The following is a 20,359-nucleotide window of genomic DNA, read 5'->3' on the forward strand; positions in this document are numbered from 1 at the left end:
TATTTTTTTGATATAATTATATTAACGATTTATTAAGGAGGATGTATATGAAAGTAAAAATAATAACAAAAAAATCATTTAAAGTATTAGGTAAGCTAGGAGAGGGGAACTCTAATGAAGGCTTTAAATGGGTACCTCCTCTCTGGGAAGAAGCTAATGAGCATTTTAATGAAATAGCCTATCTAGCTAAAAGAGATGCAAATGACAATATTGTAGGTATGTGGGGTGCTATGAGTGATGTTGATGAAAGCTTTAACCCTTGGGGTAGTAATGGAAAATACCTTGCTGGATGTGAAGCCGTAGAGGATGCTATAGTTCAGGACAACTGGACACTTTGGCAAATACCTTCTTATAAGTACGCTACTATTAAATGTACTCAGGAAACTTACGGTAACGCTTTTACTTATATGAGCCAGCAATACCTACCTGATAACAACTACACACTAGCAGGTGCTGTACATGAATACTATCCACAAGACGCCAAGAAAGGTGAAGTACATTTATACTTTCCTGTTGAGAGAATATAAATAATACTAAATAAATGATCTTATAATTGGAGCAATATATGTCTAATTATAGATCATTTTTAATATGCATTACTTAAAACACACTCCTTGAATTCACCTTTATTGTAATAATTTTTATTATATGGTATGATTGATGTGTCATAATGATTCTTACGAGGAGTTGAACGTATGAAAAAAAAGGTGTTAAATTCAAATGACAACACAGTTTTAGACATACAAAAGATATTTGATCTCATTCAATATGGTAAATACAGCGAAGCATTTCTTTTATCGTCACAAGCAAAGGTAAATGATTCTAATAAAAACCATTTATTCCATGAATGGGTCATAGCTCTAAATGAATTTTATTCATGCAATAAAAGAGAGTCATCTATTAAAATGTTGGAAAAAATCAAACCCAGTAAATTAGAAAATGAACTTCACTTTAGGATTATTAACTCTCTAATGATATTTTATCTAGAAGATAAAAACAAAGAAAATTTCTTGAAATATAAAGACTTACTACTCTCCAATATTCATACAGTATCTAATAATGCGCTTCTGATTAAAATATTAAGTAATATCTGCAACGGTTTTTATGAGCTTGAATATTACACAGAGTCATTAAATTTTTGCGAAAAAATAATAAGCATATCTAAAAAACATGATCTGTACAATTTTCGTTTTTGTAAAACTCTAATGATTAAAATTATGAATTTGTTCTATTTAGGTAAACATGAAGAAGCTAATGAACTTAAAAACAATTTTGAATGTTTCTTAAAAATAATAGATAAACAAAATCTTATGGAATGTTTAGATAATGCTATAAATAAATTTTATGAAAAGGTTAACGTTTGCGATGATGATTGTTACAATAATTTTTTCAAGCTATTTCATGTATGAAAGTACTTAATATATTATCTCTAATGTTAATAATCGTTCTATGTTAAGAAGCGTATTTTCGCTAATATAAAAATACCCTAGCAAAATCCAGATATACTCTGAATTCTGCTAGTTTTTTCTTACATACAAACTTTTTTTATCACATATATTATTCCAACTTATAATATATATCCTTCATTAATTTACATGCTTTATATTCATGTTCCTTAGCTTTTATTATCAATTTTCCTATACTATTTCTAACCTCTGGTTTTATAAATGTGTTAAGAAGTTCTTCTGTTTGCTCAAATCCACCTTTTATTTTATTCATAGCAAATGAACACTGCATGATAGCTTTAAAGCACTTTGAAACTTCAGTACACTCTTCTTTTACATTCTCGTTATTATTACCAATACTGTCAATAAAGCATGATGCGTAGTATCGTCCTTCTCCTATCATTGTCTGTGCATCATTTTGACACATAAGACGTTCTATGAGTATGGGTACTATATTATTATTATCACATTCTTTTTGATCTGTTATAGATTTGCACCATAAATCATATGCTTCCCCACCTCCTGCATAAAGGCGGGTATTGTTTTTGACTGATATAGTTTCTTTAGTCATTATGTCTATTGCATTTTTCAATATTGATTTTGCGTCTATATTGTAATCATAACTTTCTCCTATAGACATAACTGCACATGTTTCTTCATTGTCCCACCATCTATTACATATAAAATATCCACTATCATCTATTTTAGTACCTTGGCTAAATTCTTTGTTTTCTTGGAAGCAGTTCCATCCCAATAGTTCTTTTCCATTATCTCTATATCCCGTTATCACACATGCCTCTGGTGGTCCTATTATTCCTAAAGCTATCACTGGTCTTCCTGCATTTATTTCTTTTTTAATAAACTCTATAAAATCTTCCTTTGTATGATGCTCTCGCTTTAATATTTCATACTTTCTATTAACAGCCTTAAAGGAACGTATGAATGACTCATATTCATCTTCATATATGTTCATTATATCAACATTTCCGCCATCCCAATATTCCTTGTTCCATCTCAATCTAAATGCTGCTCCCGATGCTGCCATAATATAACCATAATCTACCTTTTGCCCTATATAAGATAAACATGCTTTTAATGCTGTAGGAAATGGTGTACATTCTTCAAAAGAATATTCTACTTTAGGTACTCCATATAATATACAACTGGATTCCGTCTTACGCGATTTTTTAAGACTATCATTTGTACTCTTTAAGCTATCTACATCACAAGTATCACAATATAACCTAGCATACGTTGAATCATCTTCTTTATTTATTACTGGAGCAAATACACCCATTAATATTCTTCTACGTCCAACCTTGCAAGATTTGCTACGAAACTCAGAAGGTGTAATGCCTACATGATTCTTAAATGCTCTAGTAAACGAATCATAGCTATTAAACTTATAGTCATAAGCTATATCTGTCAGTTTTTTTTCTGTATTTGCTATATCAAACGCGGCATTAGAAAGTCTTCTCTCATTAATATACTTAGAAAGAGATACCCCTGTACATTCTTTAAATACCTCCCTAATATGTCTATATGAAAAGCCTGTCTTTCTTTCCATTTCTTCATATTTTATTTCTGATCTTACTCTTGCTTCTATATACGTTGAAATTGTCCATATTGTTAAAGAATAATCCACTATAAAACCACCTTTTATAAAAATTCTTCCGGAAGTTATCTATATTATATGACATCCACAATAAACTAACTCGACAATTTTGACCTTGTTGTATTTTATTTATTCCATTGTTTTATCCATTCTTTTTCACCTAGCTCCTTCAATAATTGTTGGTTTTTTAAAAGGTCTTGTCCCAGTTTAAGCCATGACTTCCTAAATGCTTTAAATCTACTACAGGGGAATATTCTACATTCATAACAGTAATTTATTCTTTTTTTCTCTATTGCACAAACATAGATACTTTTACATTTCCTATTTTTACAATGTTCACTCGCTCCTTTGCATGTGTTCTTTTCTCTAATATAGTTTGGACATTCTCCACAATATATGCCACAAGGTGGTATATACCCATCATATCTTTTCATCTAACTATCCTCCCCTTATATATAAAAAGCAACAATGAATTATCATTGTTGCTTCAGACTGTAGACAAAAGCCCAATTTCTGCTTGTAGTTAAACTTTTACTACAGTCTGCTATCTTTATGGCAAAGTCATCTAATCTTTTATAGCTTCTAATATATAATATCCCGCATCTTTAGCTAAAACCTTACAATTGCCAAATATCTCTTGTATTTTCTTTATTGAGCTTTTAGCTCCCTGTTTCTTTCGTATTACAACATATAACTTACCTCCAGCATTTAGATGCTTTATAGCTCCCTCATATATCGAATGAACTATGTCCTTACCTGCACGAATAGGTGGATTGGTGAGTATGTAATCATATGTTGAATTTATATTTTCATACCTATCAGATAATCTTATATCTTCTACATTCTCAACATGGTTTTGCTCTGTGTTAACCTTAGTAAGTTCCAATGCTCTTTCATTTACATCTACCATAGAAACTGTTAATTTAGGTAATATTTTAGCAACCGTTATTCCAATAGGACCATAGCCACATCCTACTTCAAGCAGTTTTCCACTGCTGTTCATATTATATTTTAAAAATGTATTTATCAATACACTAGATCCTTTATCTACTTGTTTCTTTGAAAAAACAGCGTTACTTGTCGTAAAAGTAAACTTATGCGAGCTTACTTCATAATGTATTTCTCCCGTTATATTTTCTGTTGATGATTTAGCAGTAAAGTAATGTTCCATTTTTATATTGTCCCTTCTATACAATCTAACCTTAATATTCCCTTGTTAAAGAAATTATATCAATTAGATTGTATTTGGTCAATTAGTGTAAATCACTAGCACTATTATAACCATCTGTACATTTCGTACTGTGAAATTTTATCCTTCTCCATATTTAAATGATTTGCAAATGTACACATGCTAGAGTTATTAGCATGCATTAGTGCAAGCACTTTTGGCTTTAAATCCGTTATAGCACTATTTAATAATGCTTTTGCATATCCTTTTAATCTATGGTCATCATGCACATATAAGTAAAATAATCTATTGTTTGTTGCAACACATCCAGCAACTATTACGCCATCTTCATATATTCCATAATAATGACAATCTATATCTTTAAAGAAATCAAAGCAACTTTGCCAAGGTATATGTGTATAATCAAATTGTTTAATCTTTCTCACTTCATCATAAGTTATTTCTTTTACTTTCTCTGATAAAGCTACATCAATTTTTAATGAGCTCACATTATCCATGCTCCATTTTCTATATTCTAAATCATAAACCTTTTCATATCCCAGTTTTTTATAGAAGCTTATCGCACGGTCGTTTCCCTTTAAAACTTCTAAGAACAATTGCTTACAATTAATTTTACGTGCTGCTTTTTCATGAAGTTTCATAAGTGATTTGGCTACACCTGTTCCTCTGTGTTCAGGGATTACTGACATACCTCCACATCTTAGTGTTTTTATTTTCTCATTAGTTTTTATACCTCCTAAACAAACACCTACTGGTACATCATCCTTTAATGCTACATAGGATAGTTCTCTGTCATTACCTTCTATTCCAAAGAATCTGTTTATAAAAAATTCCTCATCCATTTTTACTTGTATCATATAATCTACGAATCCATCTGTAAATGCTTTAAATGTTATTGTATCATCTACCTCACTACACTTTCTAAATGTGTACATAAATTACTCCCCCTTTAAGTAATATAAATACATGTCAATAGCAGTTTGAATATGTTTATCTGTTATAACTCTATTCATTGAACCTGCCAATACTCCTATACCATTAATTGTACCCATAATCTGATAAACTACTGAGTCAACATCACAGTTGCTTCTAAATTCACCGCAATTAATACCCCTGTTAATTATATACTTTATATCATCCTTATATTCTCTATATCTTCTATCTTTAATACTTGCTATCTCTGGCGTGTTTGAAGGTAAGGACCAAAACTCTAATGCTACCCTTGACCACTTACAATTTTCTTCTTGTTTAAATATCCCTAGCCTCTTTCTTAAATACTGTGATAACATATCATGTGATGATAGTGACTTATCTAGCTGATCTAAAATATAATGCCTTTTACTATCAAATCGTTCTACTAAAGACAATAAAATCTCTGTTTTACTTTTAAAATATACATATATACCACCCTTGCTTATATTAGCTACTTTCATAATATCTCTCATTCCAGTTGCAGTATATCCCTTTTGTGAAAACAGTTCAAATGCTACTTCTAATATATACTCTCTTTTTATTTGCTTTTTTTCTTCTGATATCTTTGGCATAATCCCTCCTTGTTATTTAAAAGACCATCGTGCTTTTATTTTAGCATTTTATATCTTTTTTTACAATAGCGTTTTTTTAGCAATATTGTGTTAAAATTATAGTAACAAAAATATATGAGGTGTGTTATTATGCAAAAATTTGATTATTTAAAAAGTGCAATTAAATATATTGAAGCTCACCTATACGAAAATATTAAAACTGACTATATTGCAAATATATGCTATGTATCATGTATGCAACTATATAGGGATTTCTATGCTTTTACTGGACATTCTGTAAAAGAATATATACGTAAGAGAAGATTATCAAATGCTTTGTCTTTGATAAAGTTCACTAATAAATCTATATCTGATATTGCTTATACTTGTGGCTACAGCTCTCAACAAGCATTTAATAAGTATGTTAAAAAAGCCATAAATCAGACACCTTTAGAATATAAATACAGTGATTTTTATTACTTTTTTCCTTGTTTTAAAGATGACATACATACTTATGTGTACGTTTCTACTAATAAAATACCTAAAACTATCAACTTTAAATTTTACCATCATGAATTACAGAATATTGAAAACAATGCTATTGATTATTTTTTATCACTTTTCCCTAACTATTCTGCTAAATTATTTGGACGCAATACAGCCAAAAGTGGTGAATTAAATTGCTATGAATTGAGCATCCCCTACAATAATAAATATATAGATATACTTGAAAAAAGTATATTTCGTGAAATTAAATCCTCTCCTCCTAACACTTTGACTTACGCAACTTTGACAGTCCAAAATGATGAGGAGAGCATAAATAACGGCTGGAATTATCTATATACCCATTGGATAAAAAATAGTATGTTTACACAGAATGATACTGATTTTTTCGAAGAATTCATCATAAAAAATAAAAGCATAGCCAAACTCAAGCTACACCTGCCAATAAAGAAAAAGCAATTGCTTTGTGATATTAATATTCAGCAATATGGCAATAGAAAATATCTTGTGTCTAGCTTACAAGGTAACAATGCTGAAGCAACAACTTCAAAAGTTGTTTTAAATTACGTTAACAGACATTATCCAAACCTATTTGAAAATATGAATGAATTTATAGTTATAAAAACAATTAAAGGCTACATGTGTGGTATAAGAATACCTTATAATCTAAATATATGCGAAAAAAAAGATGGTTTAAAAGTTTTAGTTTTAGAACAAGGATCTTATGCTAGATTAGAAAGCAAATGCTTAGCTGATAGTCAAATACATATCAAAACTCTGTTAAATTGGATATCTTCTAATAGCTTTACTATTGATAATACTCCTATTTTTACTATCTACAATACAAATGGTACCTTCAACCATGAAACTATAAGGATGACTACCTCTTGTAAAATAAAATGTTAAAAAAGGATAATACTATGATTAAATATTATGTTAATATTCGATTATAAGATAATATAATTAGGAGGGAATTATGAATACATTAAAAAAAATGACTTACATCAAATCGGAAGAACTCTTTTCTCCGAAAACTATACCTAGTATAATCAAGCATGCACAGCTAATGACAGAAACCCAAGCTAATATTTACTACAATGAAAAATCTCAACCCTATTTATACGAAACACGAGATTTTTATATACGCAACTTCTTACCTACTGATAATCAACAACTTCAATTACTAGCTATTAATAAAGAACATTCCCCTATGCAAAAATACGATCATACATGGGCAACTGATTTGAATAGTTGTACAAAAATGGCGAAATTATTCTCAGAGAACTCAGATTTCTGGGCAGTTATCGAAAAGAAAAATCATAACTTAATAGGTATGATCTCTTTTAACCAAAGTAATGATAATTTTGATAATATTGATTTAGGTCACGTGTGGCATACTGATTACCAAAATGGTTGTTATGATACTGAGGCTCTATCTTTAATTATACAGCATGCTTTTGAGACTCTTGATATTAAAAGCATTAGCACTAATAATACAGCTGAATGGCTACCTCAAATTTTACCTTATAAAAAAATAGGTCTAGATATAACAAATACTTTTAGCACTTCTTTTGTAAAAGATAGTAATAATCAAGACATCTTATTCAAGGGTTGTACTATGACAATGACTAGAGATAAATGGTATAATACTGTATCGTCTGAAGAAAACAATAACCCTGACAGCTACATCCCTAAAACTACACCACCAATAATAGATATATTTAAAGCTCACACTACTAATACTAATGAAACTTTTATAAAACGAATTAACGAACACTGCATTATTGTTGATAAAAATGAATTCAATGTAGTTGGTATCAAAATTAGATTTTCTGCTGAAAGTAGAGGATGGTATATTGAGGAAGCTACAAACACAGATAAATCAATGGCAATAAAATATATCTCTAATGGTACAATCAAACTTTTAGCTGATATATTAGATATTGATAACCCACAAATAATAGGAATTAGAACAAATATACAAGGAGATGGAATCTTTGATTTTGTTATAGGAGTAATCGTTGATTCTATTGAAAATTTACCAGAACATTTGCCTGAAAATTCTGTCACTCTAACCTGTTCATCTTGCAGATATGCCAAATTTAATATTAACGAAGAAAAAAATTCTGATAGAAATGGCTACTCTAGGAGGATGTCAGCTGATGAGTTTTTTGTTAATGAATTTAGAGAATTAAGCGAATATGTGTATAACAAAGACAGTTTACCATTTAACATGTATGATCGACATGGTAATATATTAACAAAATACGAACCTGTAAAAATACCAAAGAATACAGCTGAGAAATATGAGAGTATAATTTTTGATGTTGTAAGTCTTCCTGACATCTTATGTGCTTGTAGCATGACAGCACCAGACTCAGATGAATTTGTTATATATAAATTTTTCGATATCCAAGAGAGAATATTCTCACTTGATTGCGCTAAAATGTATAACGATGACTATTATGGCTTTGGTATTGAAACAGATGTAAAGGGTAAGTACAACTCATACTTTGGTAGTAGAGTAAGTAACTTTAATGATCTACCTGATAATATCGAAAAAATGACGATACCTTCTGGTGTATATCTTCATATAAGTCAGTTAGAATTCAACGGTGATAATCCATGCATATTATATGATATTGCATATAATCATTTAGATGAACTATTTTTTAAGTCCAATGATAAATATAAGCGTGATTATAATAAAGCTATAATAGCAAGATTTAGACAAGCAAATACTGCTTCTGTATTCATTCCTTTAGTACTAAAACAATAATGAACAAAATCTAAAGCTATATTACAAATTCGTAAGAACATTTACAAATCTTACTTCAATATGATAATATTTAAGTTGTTTCAATAATATAGATTTCCTACAATAACTTATGAAAAAGGAGAGAAATATAATGAAAAAGAGCTTAATGATTGCATTTTTAGTATTAATGATATCAATATTAATTATTGGTTGTAACACTGACAAAAAAGATGAACCGAAAGAACCTACGAAGAAGACACAAGGGAAAGTTGAAAATGAGCAAAAAGAAAATAATCAAGAGCAAAATAAAAATTTAGTAGAACTAGTTAAAAAAGTGGAAATGTTAGATATGAAATTATCCTTTTATGGTATTGATTATGATAAATACATGAAAGATATAAAAAGTGCTTTTAATGATATATACACTGATGAAAAGCATTTTGCCAGATTATTTGATGAAATGGATAAAGACACATACAATAGCAAAAGAGCAAAGATACCTAAAAGTGAAACTAATAAATATACTGCTGAAATATACATATCAAATGTTTATGAATCCAATAAAACCATGAAAAATGTTTATGTTAAAAATATAATCAAAACTTGTGAAGGTGAAGATAGCAAACCTACTTACATTACAAAACGATATATAATCACTGAAAATAGTAACAATTGGCAAATAATAGGTGTTGATTGGATGATTTCTTATGACGAGAACAAGGTTAAAAAATACACTACATTTAACAACAAACCTGTAGATTATACAGTAATCTTTAAAATGAGTGAAAAAGATAACGAGTAATTTGTGGAATTTTCTAACAGGGATGGTTACCATCCCTGTTTTTTATCATATTATATAGAAATAACTCATTATATTGATTGCGCTAATATATAAGAAGTTATGCAAAAAGGCACCAGCTAACACCAAATTTATCAATGAAAGAAACCATACATGAACTAAAAAAACATGGTCCTAATGGAGCAAAAATTTGCGCATCTTCTTCTAATACTCTAAATGCTTTTTCAACAAGTTCCTTATTATCTTCACCAAAATGCAAACAAAATTGCATAGTATTGCCAGGTATACTCTTATCTTCTGCCTCCGACAATGCCAAAATCTGCCCATATACATCTAGTTCAGCATGTATATAACTACCTTCATCATTTTTATGTTCGCTTACCAGTTTTGCATCAAAAGCTTTTTGGTACAATAGAGCTGCTTCAACACTACCTTTAACGTACACTTGCATCATTGATCTTAACATGTTAGCTTCACACTCCTTGGTATAATATTTTCTATAACTAATCTAATGTGGATTAGTTCCCAACGATTAACTGCCATCTTACTCCAAATTTATCTAATACGACTCCATACATCTCACTAAAGAATTGTGAATCAAGTTCTACTAAAACATTCCCACCTTCTTTTAGTTTATCAAATGTACATATTACTTCATCAGCTGTTTTAAAAAATACGTTAAAACAAATCATATTGCCAGGTAACGTTTTATCCTGTATATCACTGAAGTAAAAGCGTGTACCTCTAATAGTCATACTAGCATGCATTACATAATTCTTCGTATCGTCTGTAACAATGAATCCTGAATCAGATGGTGCATCACGATAAAGGGCAACATTCTTATCCGTTGCGTTAAACACCTTTTCATAAAAAGTTAATGCTTGCTTGCAATTACCTGAAAAATGAATAGCAGGTGAAATCATAGTATATCTCCTTTCATTTCACAATTCTTAATTTTAATAATTTAATTTTACTATAATGGTCAGCAACATTAATAGTAAAAATCGGACATTATTTATATATTAATTCCCTAGTTTACGTGACTTTAAATACTCTGTAGGTTTTTTTTGCGTATATTTTTTGAATTCCTTAATAAAGTGAGATTGGTCATAGTATCCGCATTCGTGCGCAATTTTAATGTTATTTTCCCCTTCTATAAGCATTTTTTTAGCTTTAATAAATCTTATTATATTAATATATCTTTTTGTAGTTACCCCGAACTTCTGTTGAAATAATCTGTTTAATTGCCTTGTACTCATTGGTATTTTATCTGCTAATTGTTTTACTCCACTATTTGTATCTATTTCATGAACAAAACTAAAAGGAGAATTTGCTTTAAATTCATTAATTAATGATAAAAAATATATATCATAAAAAGATATAATTTCATGTATATCATTAGATGTATATAAAATACCAATATCTAATAAATCATTATTTTTTAACATGCCTATTTTGTATTTAGTTGTTGTATTTTTTATTTCTGCTAAAGTAAGATTGAAAAATACATCTAAACTGTTAGGGTAAAACCTAACCCCTACTGTTTTAATATCTTTTAACAAATCAATTTTAACAATTTCATCCCATATTCCTGATAATGTAACTGTGTTTATGTCTTTGTAAATATATATATCAACAACTATATCAAAACATCCATCTGGTTCAACTGAGATGGTTGTATTTTCTTTGACATCTGATATAACCCAATAGCTTTCAATATATTTTCGTAACTCTCTTATAGGCTTAATCTCTATATACATTCAATCCTCCTAGAATAAGGTTAAATATTTATCTAATTATACCATAAGATAATATGCATAGAAAAAGAAGTCTTCATCGTTGTAATAACACTATTCTTTAATTTCTGTTGTGTAAATCCAGCCTTTTGACAAAAATTATATCTTTGTTTAAAATATATATTAACATCACAACAAAGGAGGAACTTTAAGTGTTTACAAACTCAAAATATATCAAAAAAAGATTACATGAGATAATTGAAAATATAGACCTAATAGAGCCTATTGGCAATCATGAACTTAAGCGTCATCTTGTATATAAAGTGGTATGTGGCGAGAACAAGTTTGTAGTGAAGTTTTATTTTAAGCAAAACAAATGGTGCAGAGAAGTTTTTTGTCTTAGGCATCTAGCCAATGCTCCTATTTCTGTTCCTAAAATTATTAAATACGGAATATTTGATGATGGTGTGGAATGGGTTTTGCTAAATTTTATAGAAGGTTTTACACTAAACAGTACTATAACTGATATTTCTGACGATAATCTCCAAACAATATACTTTGATATCGGAGCTCACCTTAGTGTAATACATAGTAATAAACATAATTTTTTCGGAAGTATTGATAAAAATGGTAATAGCTTAGATAATTTTAAAACATTTAAAGCCTACCATGATAAATTATATACATCGATGATTGACCATTTAAACAAATTCAAGCATGATAATGAATCCATTATCAAAAAATCTCTAAAAATTTATAGCTCAATGTTCTATATTCTAGATGATGTCAAGGTCGCAAGCCTATGCCATAATGATTTTAACTTGCGGAATATAATGGTATCAAAAACTGATGGGGATTATAAATTGAGTGCAATTATTGACTTTGAACATAGTTTTCCAAACGATGTCGATAAGGAATTAATCTATTTTTATTTACCTCTTCTTGAGAATAACCCCTTATTAGCCGATAGTTTTAAACATGGCTATGAAAAATATGGTCAAATTAATATAGATAAATTGTATGCAAAAAGAGATTTTTATACATTGTATAAAGGGCTTGAAATATGCTCATGGGCAAAGGATAATCCATATGATTACTACTTAAATGGGGTTAAATTATTAGAAGATGTTATAATAAAGACCAAGTCTAAAACTAAATTTTAGTCATTTAATAAATGTGTTGAGAGAAGAAATCAATACTCTCTCAACCAAAAGTTTGTTTTATTGTCTGACAGACTCTATTTCAACTTTTCCCAAAGTAACTTCACGTGTTTCTATAATTCCTTTATTATCTTGTTATGTTTATCAAGAAGTATAGATTTAGCCTTTATGTTTTTAACCTCTTCTTTATCTACTAATCCATAGGCTATAATAATTATTATATCGTCTTTTTGAGCTAATCTAGCTGCTGCACCATTAAGACAAATAATACCACTACCACGTTTTCCTTTTATTATATATGTTTCAAAGCGTGCACCATTGTTGTTATTAACAATTTGAACTTTTTGACCTGTCACCATTGAGGCAGCTTCTATCAGCTCTTCATCTATTGTTATACTACCTTCATAATTAAGATTGGCATCTGTCACTCTTGCTTTGTGTAATTTTCCTGTCATCATTTCTATTAGCATATTATTGTACCTCCAAGCGTATGTTGTCTATAAGTCTTGTATCACCTAGCTTAACAGCTATAGCTATTAAGATATTTCCTTTTAAAATTGATATATCCTCCAAAGTATTTACATCAACTACATTTATATAATCAATATTCACGCCAGATTCTTTTGTAATCATATTAGCTATGTTAGATGTTATTTTGTGAGCGTTTCTTTCACCTTTAATAATGAGTGATTTTGCATATTGTAATGACTTATACAAGATAGTAGCTTTTTTACGTTCGTTTTTGTTTAAATAAGCATTTCTTGAACTCATAGCAAGTCCGTCTTTCTCCCTTACTATTGGACATTCAATTATCTTTATAGGTATATTCAAATCATTAACCATTTTTTTTATTATAATAGCCTGTTGTGCATCCTTCTGCCCAAAATAAGCTTTATCAGGTTGTACAATATTGAACAATTTAGTCACTATTGTTGTTACTCCATTAAAATGCGTTGGTCTTGATTTACCACAAAGATTATTAGTTAAATTATCAACTGTTACATATGTTAAGTGATTATTAGAATACATTATTTCATTACATGGAATAAATATAATATCCGCTCCAGCTTCCTTTGCAACTTTTTTATCGTTTTCCAAATCAGTAGGATAGTTATCTAAATCTTCATCCAGAGCAAATTGAGTAGGATTGACATAAATACTAAGAACCGTTATGTCATTTTCTCCTTTAGATGTTCTTATTAATGAAATATGCCCTTCATGCAAATATCCCATAGTTGGTACAAGTCCTATTTTATAGTTCATATTTTTTAATGAGCTTAGTTCTTCCCTAAGCGAAACAATATCACTAAATACTTTCATCAAGTATCCCTCCATCATGTAATTTCTTTAATGCTTCTATACTCAGATGAAACATGTGGTCATGGCTTGGAAATTCTTTGTTTTTGACATCTAATATATATGTTTGAGTTGCGTTGTAAATTACTTGATTTATGTTAGCATACTGCTTAACAAATTTAGGTACCATTCTAGAATAAAAACCCACTAAATCATGTGTTACTAGTACTTGCCCATCACAATCTGGCCCAGCGCCTATTCCAATCGCTGGTATTTTAATTGACTCTGATATCTTCTTTGCAAGTTCAGTAGGTATACATTCCAGTACTATTGCAAATGCACCTGCTTTTTCTATCTCTATAGCTTCATTTATCAGCCTTTTAGCATCATTTTCTGATTTGCCTTGTATATAATACCCTCCCAATTGATTAATTGATTGTGGTGTTAACCCAATATGCCCCATAACAGGGATACCTGCGACTGTAATAGCATGTATTTGCTTTAAAACAGTTATGCCACCTTCAAGTTTAACAGCATGTGCATTTCCTTCACTAATAAGACGACCTGCATTTTTAATAGTTTCAGTAATACCTAGATGATATGATAAAAAAGGAAGATCTGCTACTATCAATGAATGATTGGAACCACGACTTACAGCTTTTGTGTGATGGAGCATATCTTCCATAGTAACTTTAGTTGTGTCTTCATATCCTAAAACAACCATTCCCAATGAATCTCCTACTAGCAGTATATCTATCCCTGCATTATCTAATATCTCTGCTGTTGGATAATCATAAGCAGTAAGCATAGTTATTTTTTCTTTGTTTTTTTTCCTTTTTATTGTTTCAATAGTGATTTTTTTCATTGTGTAATACCTCCTTGAGATTGTTTAGAGTGTATTCATCTAAATTATTTTGTTTTTTACATACTTGTAACGTTCTTATACCTAGAAGACGGTATATATTTTCTAATAATGAATCTTCTTTAGAGATTGCCTCTAAATGCGTTTTGATAGTATTTACATCACCACGAGCTAATGGCCCTGTTAAAGCTTTACTCCCATGAGTAAAATAGTTGTTTGTAGTTCCATTTATTAATGGTTTAATTAAGTTAGATGCAGATTCACTATCAAAACCAGCCTTAATAAGACACTCAGTACCTATTTCCAAAACTGTGACTAGATAATTTGAGACAATACATGCCGCACAATGATATAAAGCCTTTTGCTCGGTTTTAATTTCGTGTGTTTGTAAACATGCTGATTTCAACATATTATTAAAATCATACATTAAATCACCTGATCCTTCTAATGTAAGTGGTGTATGCTCTAACAATTCAACCGCTTTTTGAATATTTGCAAAAGAAAGCATTGGGTGTAACGAAGCAATTGTAGCACCTAAAGATGATAAACTATGCAGTAATGTAGATGGATGGGCTCCACTAGTATGGCATACAAGCTTATTTTTCCAGCATGTATTTATACTTGATAGTTGACTGGCTATAGTACTTATCACATCATCAGGTGTCGTTATCATAATATACCTAGAATCAATAATCAGTTGGTTAAGCTGACTATAGTAAGTGCTATTTGATAAAAATGCAGCTTTTTTTGCTGATGCTTCTGTACGACTATAATATCCATTTATTTTGACACCATTATTATTAAGGTACTGACCAATAGACGTGCCCACTTTACCTGCACCAATAAATCCTATCATCTTATATCCTCCTATTTTTTGTCTGCTAGCCTAAGAACTATAATTATACGCAACGATATCATGAATGTTTACTATAATAAAAAAACCCTTCATAAGGAAGACAGTTCCTTAAAAGGGTATAAATTTGCACATCAACAAATAGTTGATGCTAATCAACACATTTTAGTTATACTGTCTCTATCCTTATGGATTAAAGCAGAGTTATTTTATTTAATTAGATTTCAAGTTTTAATACATATTCAATTATCCATGACATCACTGGCTTCAGTTGCAAAACATCCATTATTTATGGTTATGCATACCTATCCATTTTAGTATATCTGGATCTCTTCCTTGAATATAATATTGTACTATTATATTACTTTGTAATCTACTTACCCCTAGTCACACAATAGTTTCTATTTCATTATATTGGTAACTTGACTAAGTTTAGTTTAGCATATCATAATATATAAAGGCAATCAATAAAAAATTATATAAGATGATAAACTAGCCCTAAAAAGCTGAAATAGTCAGTTTTTATCTTTAAAGATAGAAGTTTTCACCTCCTATTATTTCTCTATTTGGCAACTTTCACAGTAATATATACTTCCACCTAAATAAGCTTTTTTGTGTATTTTCCCTCCACATATGCTACACGGTTTTGAAAGTGTGTTTTTACTTAATTTTGTACGATATCCTCCTGCCTTACCAAACAAATCTTTCTCTGTATCTCTTCCACCCTTTTGCTCCATTTCATCGAGGGTATCTTTTATTGAGTAATATAATTCTTTCACTTCATTATCCGATAGGGTTTGAACCTTTCGCTTTGGATGAATTTTTACGTTGTACAGTATATCTTGCAATACTCCATTTCCAAGTCCCGGAATACGTTGCTCTGTCGCTAGTAATGCTTTTACACTCTTCTTTTGCAGATTTTCGTCTGATATAATTTTATGATAATACTTATAGTCAAATCCTTCTGTAAATGGTGATGGTTTTTCTTTTGCTACTTGTAAATACTCATAATCAAACTCATCATTTTCATAACACCATATCCCACCATACATTCTTATTGACACAACAAAAAATGAGCCATCTTCAAACTCTAATAGTAGTTGATGTTTTTGTGGTAGCTTCTCCCCTTTTTCAAAGTATCTAGTACTTATTCCTTCAGCTAACAATAGTTTTGTAGTTCCTAAAATCACTTCTATAAAGCTACCATATACATTGACATTTTCAATAGATTTATCTTTCAATCTTAACCTATACTTACTTGGCTCTCCGTAAAACCAAGCAAATTTGTGTGGCGATTGGTTTGCTATAACATTCTTGATTTTTTTACCTTTTAAAGTGTTATAAATCTGCTTTGATAAGACTATAGCTTCAGGTAACTCTATCATACTAATACACCATCCTTTTTAATATTATATCTTGATTTTATCATAAAAAATAGATCTCTTAAAATATTGGGAACAAAGTCATTGTAAGAACGTCTAATTATATAAAATAAGACTAATTTCAATATAAAAGGAGGTAATTATGAAAAAAAGATTAATAGCTACAATTCTAATAATAACAATAGTTATAATAGTCGCGGGATGTGCTACTCAAAAAGATTTGGTAAAAAGTAAAGATACAAGTAATTTAGATGATAAATATGTTACGATAGGTAAAATAATTGGATTTAAAGAAAATGGTGTAGATGTACTAACTGGAGACATAGCCATGCATTATTCAGTAGATAAGAATGAGTTAAAGAATTTTTATCTAGGAGAATATGTTGGTGTAGTAAAATTAGACGATAATAAGTATAAATTAGAATCATATAAGGTAGATGATTTTTCGGTAAGATATACAAATATGGGAGATAAGATACTTACAGTAACAGGTGAGGTTGTAAATATTAAAGACAAAGAACTGGTTATAAAAGTAGATGAAAAAGAAATAGTTTTTATAGGGGATGAGCAAATAGCTATAACTATTGGAGCAACAGTGACAATAGATTATCTAGAAGATAAAGGTAATGGAAATAAAAAGATATTACAGGTATACGATGAAAGTTCTGCCCTTGACTTTACTATCAAAAGCATATCAAGAGCAAAAGATGGCACAATGGTATTAGAAACTGAAGATGATAAAGGTTTGAAAAATAAAGTATATGTAATGGGAGTGCTTAATTTTAATCATGGTGATTTAAAAGTAGGAGACAAAATAACAGTTTATCCTAAGGAAATAAGAGAGATTTATCCACAAGAAATAGATACTTTAAAGATAATAAAACAATAAAATGAATATATAACATAAATAGAGACAACTGTTGATGTCTCTATTTTATTTATTAAAAAAGTATGAGGTATGCTATAAAGCAAAAACATATTATAATAGTGCTAGAAAGGGGCTGATATAATGCCTATAGAACAAATGAGCAATTTTTTCACTGCACGAGTTGACACATATGATAATCATATGCTTAATACTGTTGATGGTTGCAAGGAAGGATATAAGATAATGGCAGAGTGTGTGCCTAATAAAACAAAAGAACTGTTAGATTTAGGATGCGGAACAGGTTTAGAGCTAGAAGAAATATTTAAAAAATTACCTGATGTAAATGTTACAGGGATAGATTTAACGGAGGCTATGCTTAAAAAGCTCCAAGAAAAATATCCTGATAAAAACTTAAATCTAATTCATGGGAGCTATTTTGATTATGAATTTGAGATAAAAAAATATGACACAGCTATTTCATTTCAGACAATGCACCATTTTGAGCATGACGCCAAAATAGGACTGTATAAAAAAATATATAAAGCGTTAAAAGATGATAGTATATATATAGAGTGCGATTATATGGTCAAAAAACAAGAAGATGAAAACTTCTTGTTTTCTGAAAATAAAAAAATAAGAGAAGAACAAGGAATAAAAGACAGAGAGTTTTATCACTTTGATACACCTTGTACAGTAAATAATCAAATAGATATGTTAAGCAAAGCAGGATTTAAAATGATAGAGAAGATATGGCATTATGAAAATAGCGTGATATTAATTGCATATAAATAGTCGTCTATATTAGCCATACTTCAAAATATTCATTGTTATAAAATATTTCTTTAATGCTGACAACGTATTGTCAGTGTTAAATTGGTATAATTAAAATAAAAGGAGAAATAGATATATGCTTAAAAAACTTACTAACAAAATTTACTATATGCCACTTGACAATACTACAGATAGACCTCATCTAGGGCTTATTTGTGGAGATAAATATAGTTTAGTCGTAGATTCTGGCAATTCTACTACGCATGCGAAGGAGTTCTTAAATTCTATAAAAGATATGGACATCCCACCTCTAAAATATTTAGTAATAACTCACTATCATTGGGACCATATATACGGAATAGACACTATGAAGCTAACTACTATAGCTCACAAAAACATTATAGAGCATCTAAATAATGAACGATTAAAAAAACTAGATGATGCTTCCTTAGATGAGCATGTCAAAAATGAAGTATTCTCAGAGTTTACTACTCAGTGTATAAAAGCAGAAATGTCCAATGAAGAAAGAACGAATCTGGTTATTGGAAATATAGATATAACCTTTGAAAAACAACTAAAAATAGACCTTGGGGGTTTAACATGTATTGTAGACTGGGTAGGAGGTAATCACACAAATGATTCAGCAACTGTCTATGTTCCCGATGAAAAAGTTGCGTTTCTTGGAGATTGCATATATGGAGCTAAGTTTAACGGTGCTTATGGCTACACTGCTGATGACTTAATTCCAATGTTAGACATACTAGATAGTTATAATGCAGATAAATTTTTAGTATCTCATGAAGAAATATGGGATAAAAGCTCAATGAATGAATTCAGTAACCAATTACGGGTAGCTAATGAACTAGTAGGTAAAGATTCTTCCTCTGAAACAGCTATACAAAAATTTGTAACAAAATATAAAAGGCAACCAGATGAAGAAGAAGCATTTTATATAGACTGTTTTGCAAATGTAAATAAAGCTCTTAAATAGACTGTTTCATTATATTTAAAATTATTCTTGCTATGATATAATATTATATATACATACTCAAGGAGCGTGTTAAAAATGAAACAGTCTATTGTACACATTGCGTTAGTTGTAAGAGACTATGATGAAGCTATTGATTTTTATACCAATAAATTAAATTTTGAATTATTAGAAGATACATACCAGCCAGAGCAAGATAAACGCTGGGTTGTAGTTTCACCTCCAGGGTCATCTGGTACAACAATACTGTTAGCGAAAGCATCTAAAGAAGAACAATCACCTTTTATAGGTAATCAAACAGGTGGAAGAGTATTTTTGTTTTTAAACACAGATGATTTTTGGAGAGATTATAATGATATGGTAGATAAAGGTATAAAATTTGTTAGAAAGCCAAAAGAGCAGTTCGCATAAAAAATAACTATATAATAGAATGTTTAGCTGAAAAAATAGGTGTAAGCAATATAACTCTTTGTAATATGAAAAATAATAAATTTTCACCAACTTTCCATAAGAATAAGAAAATTTGAAATTTTTTCAATGAGGATTATATTTTATACTTCTCCCTTAATTCACTGCCTGAAAATTAAATTGAGGACAAATTACTCAAAAT

At 29.7% G+C, this 20,359-nt stretch carries 22 protein-coding genes and 1 pseudogene; 10 read left to right on the plus strand and 13 right to left on the minus strand.

The annotated features are described in order from the left end of the window. Positions 1-47 precede the first annotated feature (47 nt). Positions 48-527 (plus strand): GyrI-like domain-containing protein, encoded by a 480-nt coding sequence (locus P3X86_RS09220; RefSeq protein ID WP_483292381.1) that lies wholly within the window; start codon positions 48-50, stop codon positions 525-527. A gap of 168 nt (positions 528-695) precedes the next feature. Continuing rightward, positions 696-1,409 carry a hypothetical protein gene (locus P3X86_RS09225; protein WP_483292382.1) on the plus strand — a complete coding sequence of 238 codons (714 nt, stop codon included), beginning with the start codon at positions 696-698 and terminating at the stop codon, positions 1,407-1,409. A 148-nt stretch (positions 1,410-1,557) separates the two neighbouring features. Here P3X86_RS09225 and P3X86_RS09230 read toward each other — a convergent pair whose 3' ends face one another. The 5 genes from P3X86_RS09230 to P3X86_RS09250 form a co-directional block, all read right to left on the minus strand. Continuing rightward, positions 1,558-3,090, minus strand: coding sequence for a helix-turn-helix domain-containing protein (locus P3X86_RS09230; protein WP_483292383.1), 1,533 nt, complete (start codon positions 3,088-3,090; stop codon positions 1,558-1,560). A gap of 95 nt (positions 3,091-3,185) precedes the next feature. Beyond that, a complete protein-coding gene (locus P3X86_RS09235) occupies positions 3,186-3,494 on the minus strand; it encodes a DUF3795 domain-containing protein (RefSeq protein ID WP_483292384.1) in 309 nt (102 codons plus the stop codon). A gap of 131 nt (positions 3,495-3,625) precedes the next feature. Further along, positions 3,626-4,231: a class I SAM-dependent methyltransferase gene (locus P3X86_RS09240; RefSeq protein ID WP_483292385.1), complete on the minus strand. Its 606-nt coding sequence runs from the start codon at positions 4,229-4,231 to the stop codon at positions 3,626-3,628. Between the two features lie 104 nt (positions 4,232-4,335). Then, positions 4,336-5,184 (minus strand): GNAT family N-acetyltransferase, encoded by an 849-nt coding sequence (locus tag P3X86_RS09245; RefSeq protein WP_483292386.1) that lies wholly within the window; start codon positions 5,182-5,184, stop codon positions 4,336-4,338. 3 nt (positions 5,185-5,187) lie between these two features. After that, on the minus strand, positions 5,188-5,793 hold the full coding sequence (locus P3X86_RS09250) for a TetR/AcrR family transcriptional regulator (RefSeq protein WP_483292387.1): 606 nt from the start codon (positions 5,791-5,793) through the stop codon (positions 5,188-5,190). Positions 5,794-5,922: 129 nt separating this feature from the next. On the opposite strand from P3X86_RS09250, the gene P3X86_RS09255 reads away from it, so the two are divergent. From P3X86_RS09255 to P3X86_RS09265, 3 genes are all read left to right on the plus strand, one after another. Further along, positions 5,923-7,182 (plus strand): helix-turn-helix transcriptional regulator, encoded by a 1,260-nt coding sequence (locus P3X86_RS09255; RefSeq protein WP_483292388.1) that lies wholly within the window; start codon positions 5,923-5,925, stop codon positions 7,180-7,182. A gap of 70 nt (positions 7,183-7,252) precedes the next feature. Further along, positions 7,253-9,055: a GNAT family N-acetyltransferase gene (locus P3X86_RS09260; RefSeq protein ID WP_483292389.1), complete on the plus strand. Its 1,803-nt coding sequence runs from the start codon at positions 7,253-7,255 to the stop codon at positions 9,053-9,055. Positions 9,056-9,185: 130 nt separating this feature from the next. Further along, entirely contained in the window at positions 9,186-9,836 is a 651-nt protein-coding gene (locus tag P3X86_RS09265; protein ID WP_483292390.1) for a hypothetical protein, read from the plus strand. Between the two features lie 97 nt (positions 9,837-9,933). Here the strand turns inward: P3X86_RS09265 and P3X86_RS09270 are convergent, their stop codons facing one another. The 3 genes from P3X86_RS09270 to P3X86_RS09280 form a co-directional block, all read right to left on the minus strand. Continuing rightward, on the minus strand, positions 9,934-10,299 hold the full coding sequence (locus P3X86_RS09270; protein WP_483292391.1) for a VOC family protein: 366 nt from the start codon (positions 10,297-10,299) through the stop codon (positions 9,934-9,936). A gap of 52 nt (positions 10,300-10,351) precedes the next feature. Next, positions 10,352-10,756: a VOC family protein gene (locus tag P3X86_RS09275; protein WP_483292392.1), complete on the minus strand. Its 405-nt coding sequence runs from the start codon at positions 10,754-10,756 to the stop codon at positions 10,352-10,354. A gap of 99 nt (positions 10,757-10,855) precedes the next feature. After that, positions 10,856-11,593 carry a helix-turn-helix domain-containing protein gene (locus P3X86_RS09280; protein WP_483292393.1) on the minus strand — a complete coding sequence of 246 codons (738 nt, stop codon included), beginning with the start codon at positions 11,591-11,593 and terminating at the stop codon, positions 10,856-10,858. 188 nt (positions 11,594-11,781) lie between these two features. Between P3X86_RS09280 and P3X86_RS09285 the strand changes: the two genes are divergently transcribed. Then, positions 11,782-12,732, plus strand: coding sequence for a phosphotransferase family protein (locus P3X86_RS09285; protein ID WP_483292394.1), 951 nt, complete (start codon positions 11,782-11,784; stop codon positions 12,730-12,732). Between the two features lie 110 nt (positions 12,733-12,842). Here the strand turns inward: P3X86_RS09285 and panD are convergent, their stop codons facing one another. The 5 genes from panD to P3X86_RS09310 all read right to left on the minus strand — a co-directional run bounded on the left by panD (position 12,843) and on the right by P3X86_RS09310 (position 17,125). Then, a complete protein-coding gene (gene panD / locus P3X86_RS09290) occupies positions 12,843-13,199 on the minus strand; it encodes an aspartate 1-decarboxylase (RefSeq protein ID WP_483292395.1) in 357 nt (118 codons plus the stop codon). A 1-nt stretch (position 13,200) separates the two neighbouring features. Next, positions 13,201-14,049, minus strand: coding sequence for a pantoate--beta-alanine ligase (gene panC, locus P3X86_RS09295; protein ID WP_483292396.1), 849 nt, complete (start codon positions 14,047-14,049; stop codon positions 13,201-13,203). Next, the gene (gene panB / locus P3X86_RS09300) at positions 14,036-14,890 is read right to left on the minus strand and encodes a 3-methyl-2-oxobutanoate hydroxymethyltransferase (RefSeq protein ID WP_483292397.1); all 855 of its coding nucleotides are present in this window, start codon (positions 14,888-14,890) and stop codon (positions 14,036-14,038) included. Before panB ends, panC begins: the two co-directional genes overlap by 14 nt. Then, a complete protein-coding gene (locus P3X86_RS09305) occupies positions 14,871-15,743 on the minus strand; it encodes a Rossmann-like and DUF2520 domain-containing protein (RefSeq protein ID WP_483292398.1) in 873 nt (290 codons plus the stop codon). Before P3X86_RS09305 ends, panB begins: the two co-directional genes overlap by 20 nt. A gap of 551 nt (positions 15,744-16,294) precedes the next feature. Beyond that, positions 16,295-17,125, minus strand: coding sequence for an endonuclease VIII (locus P3X86_RS09310; RefSeq protein ID WP_483292399.1), 831 nt, complete (start codon positions 17,123-17,125; stop codon positions 16,295-16,297). A 139-nt stretch (positions 17,126-17,264) separates the two neighbouring features. On the opposite strand from P3X86_RS09310, the gene P3X86_RS09315 reads away from it, so the two are divergent. The 4 genes and pseudogenes from P3X86_RS09315 to P3X86_RS09330 all read left to right on the plus strand — a co-directional run. Further along, positions 17,265-18,011 (plus strand): hypothetical protein, encoded by a 747-nt coding sequence (locus tag P3X86_RS09315; protein ID WP_483292400.1) that lies wholly within the window; start codon positions 17,265-17,267, stop codon positions 18,009-18,011. Between the two features lie 120 nt (positions 18,012-18,131). Then, positions 18,132-18,782, plus strand: coding sequence for a class I SAM-dependent methyltransferase (locus P3X86_RS09320; RefSeq protein WP_483292401.1), 651 nt, complete (start codon positions 18,132-18,134; stop codon positions 18,780-18,782). A 115-nt stretch (positions 18,783-18,897) separates the two neighbouring features. Beyond that, positions 18,898-19,752 (plus strand): MBL fold metallo-hydrolase, encoded by an 855-nt coding sequence (locus P3X86_RS09325; RefSeq protein ID WP_483292402.1) that lies wholly within the window; start codon positions 18,898-18,900, stop codon positions 19,750-19,752. A gap of 75 nt (positions 19,753-19,827) precedes the next feature. Further along, positions 19,828-20,151 (plus strand): annotated as a pseudogene (locus P3X86_RS09330) (VOC family protein); the annotation flags it as partial. Positions 20,152-20,359: the final 208 nt, after the last annotated feature.

The organism is Abyssisolibacter sp. ZYX002, assembly GCF_056892235.1.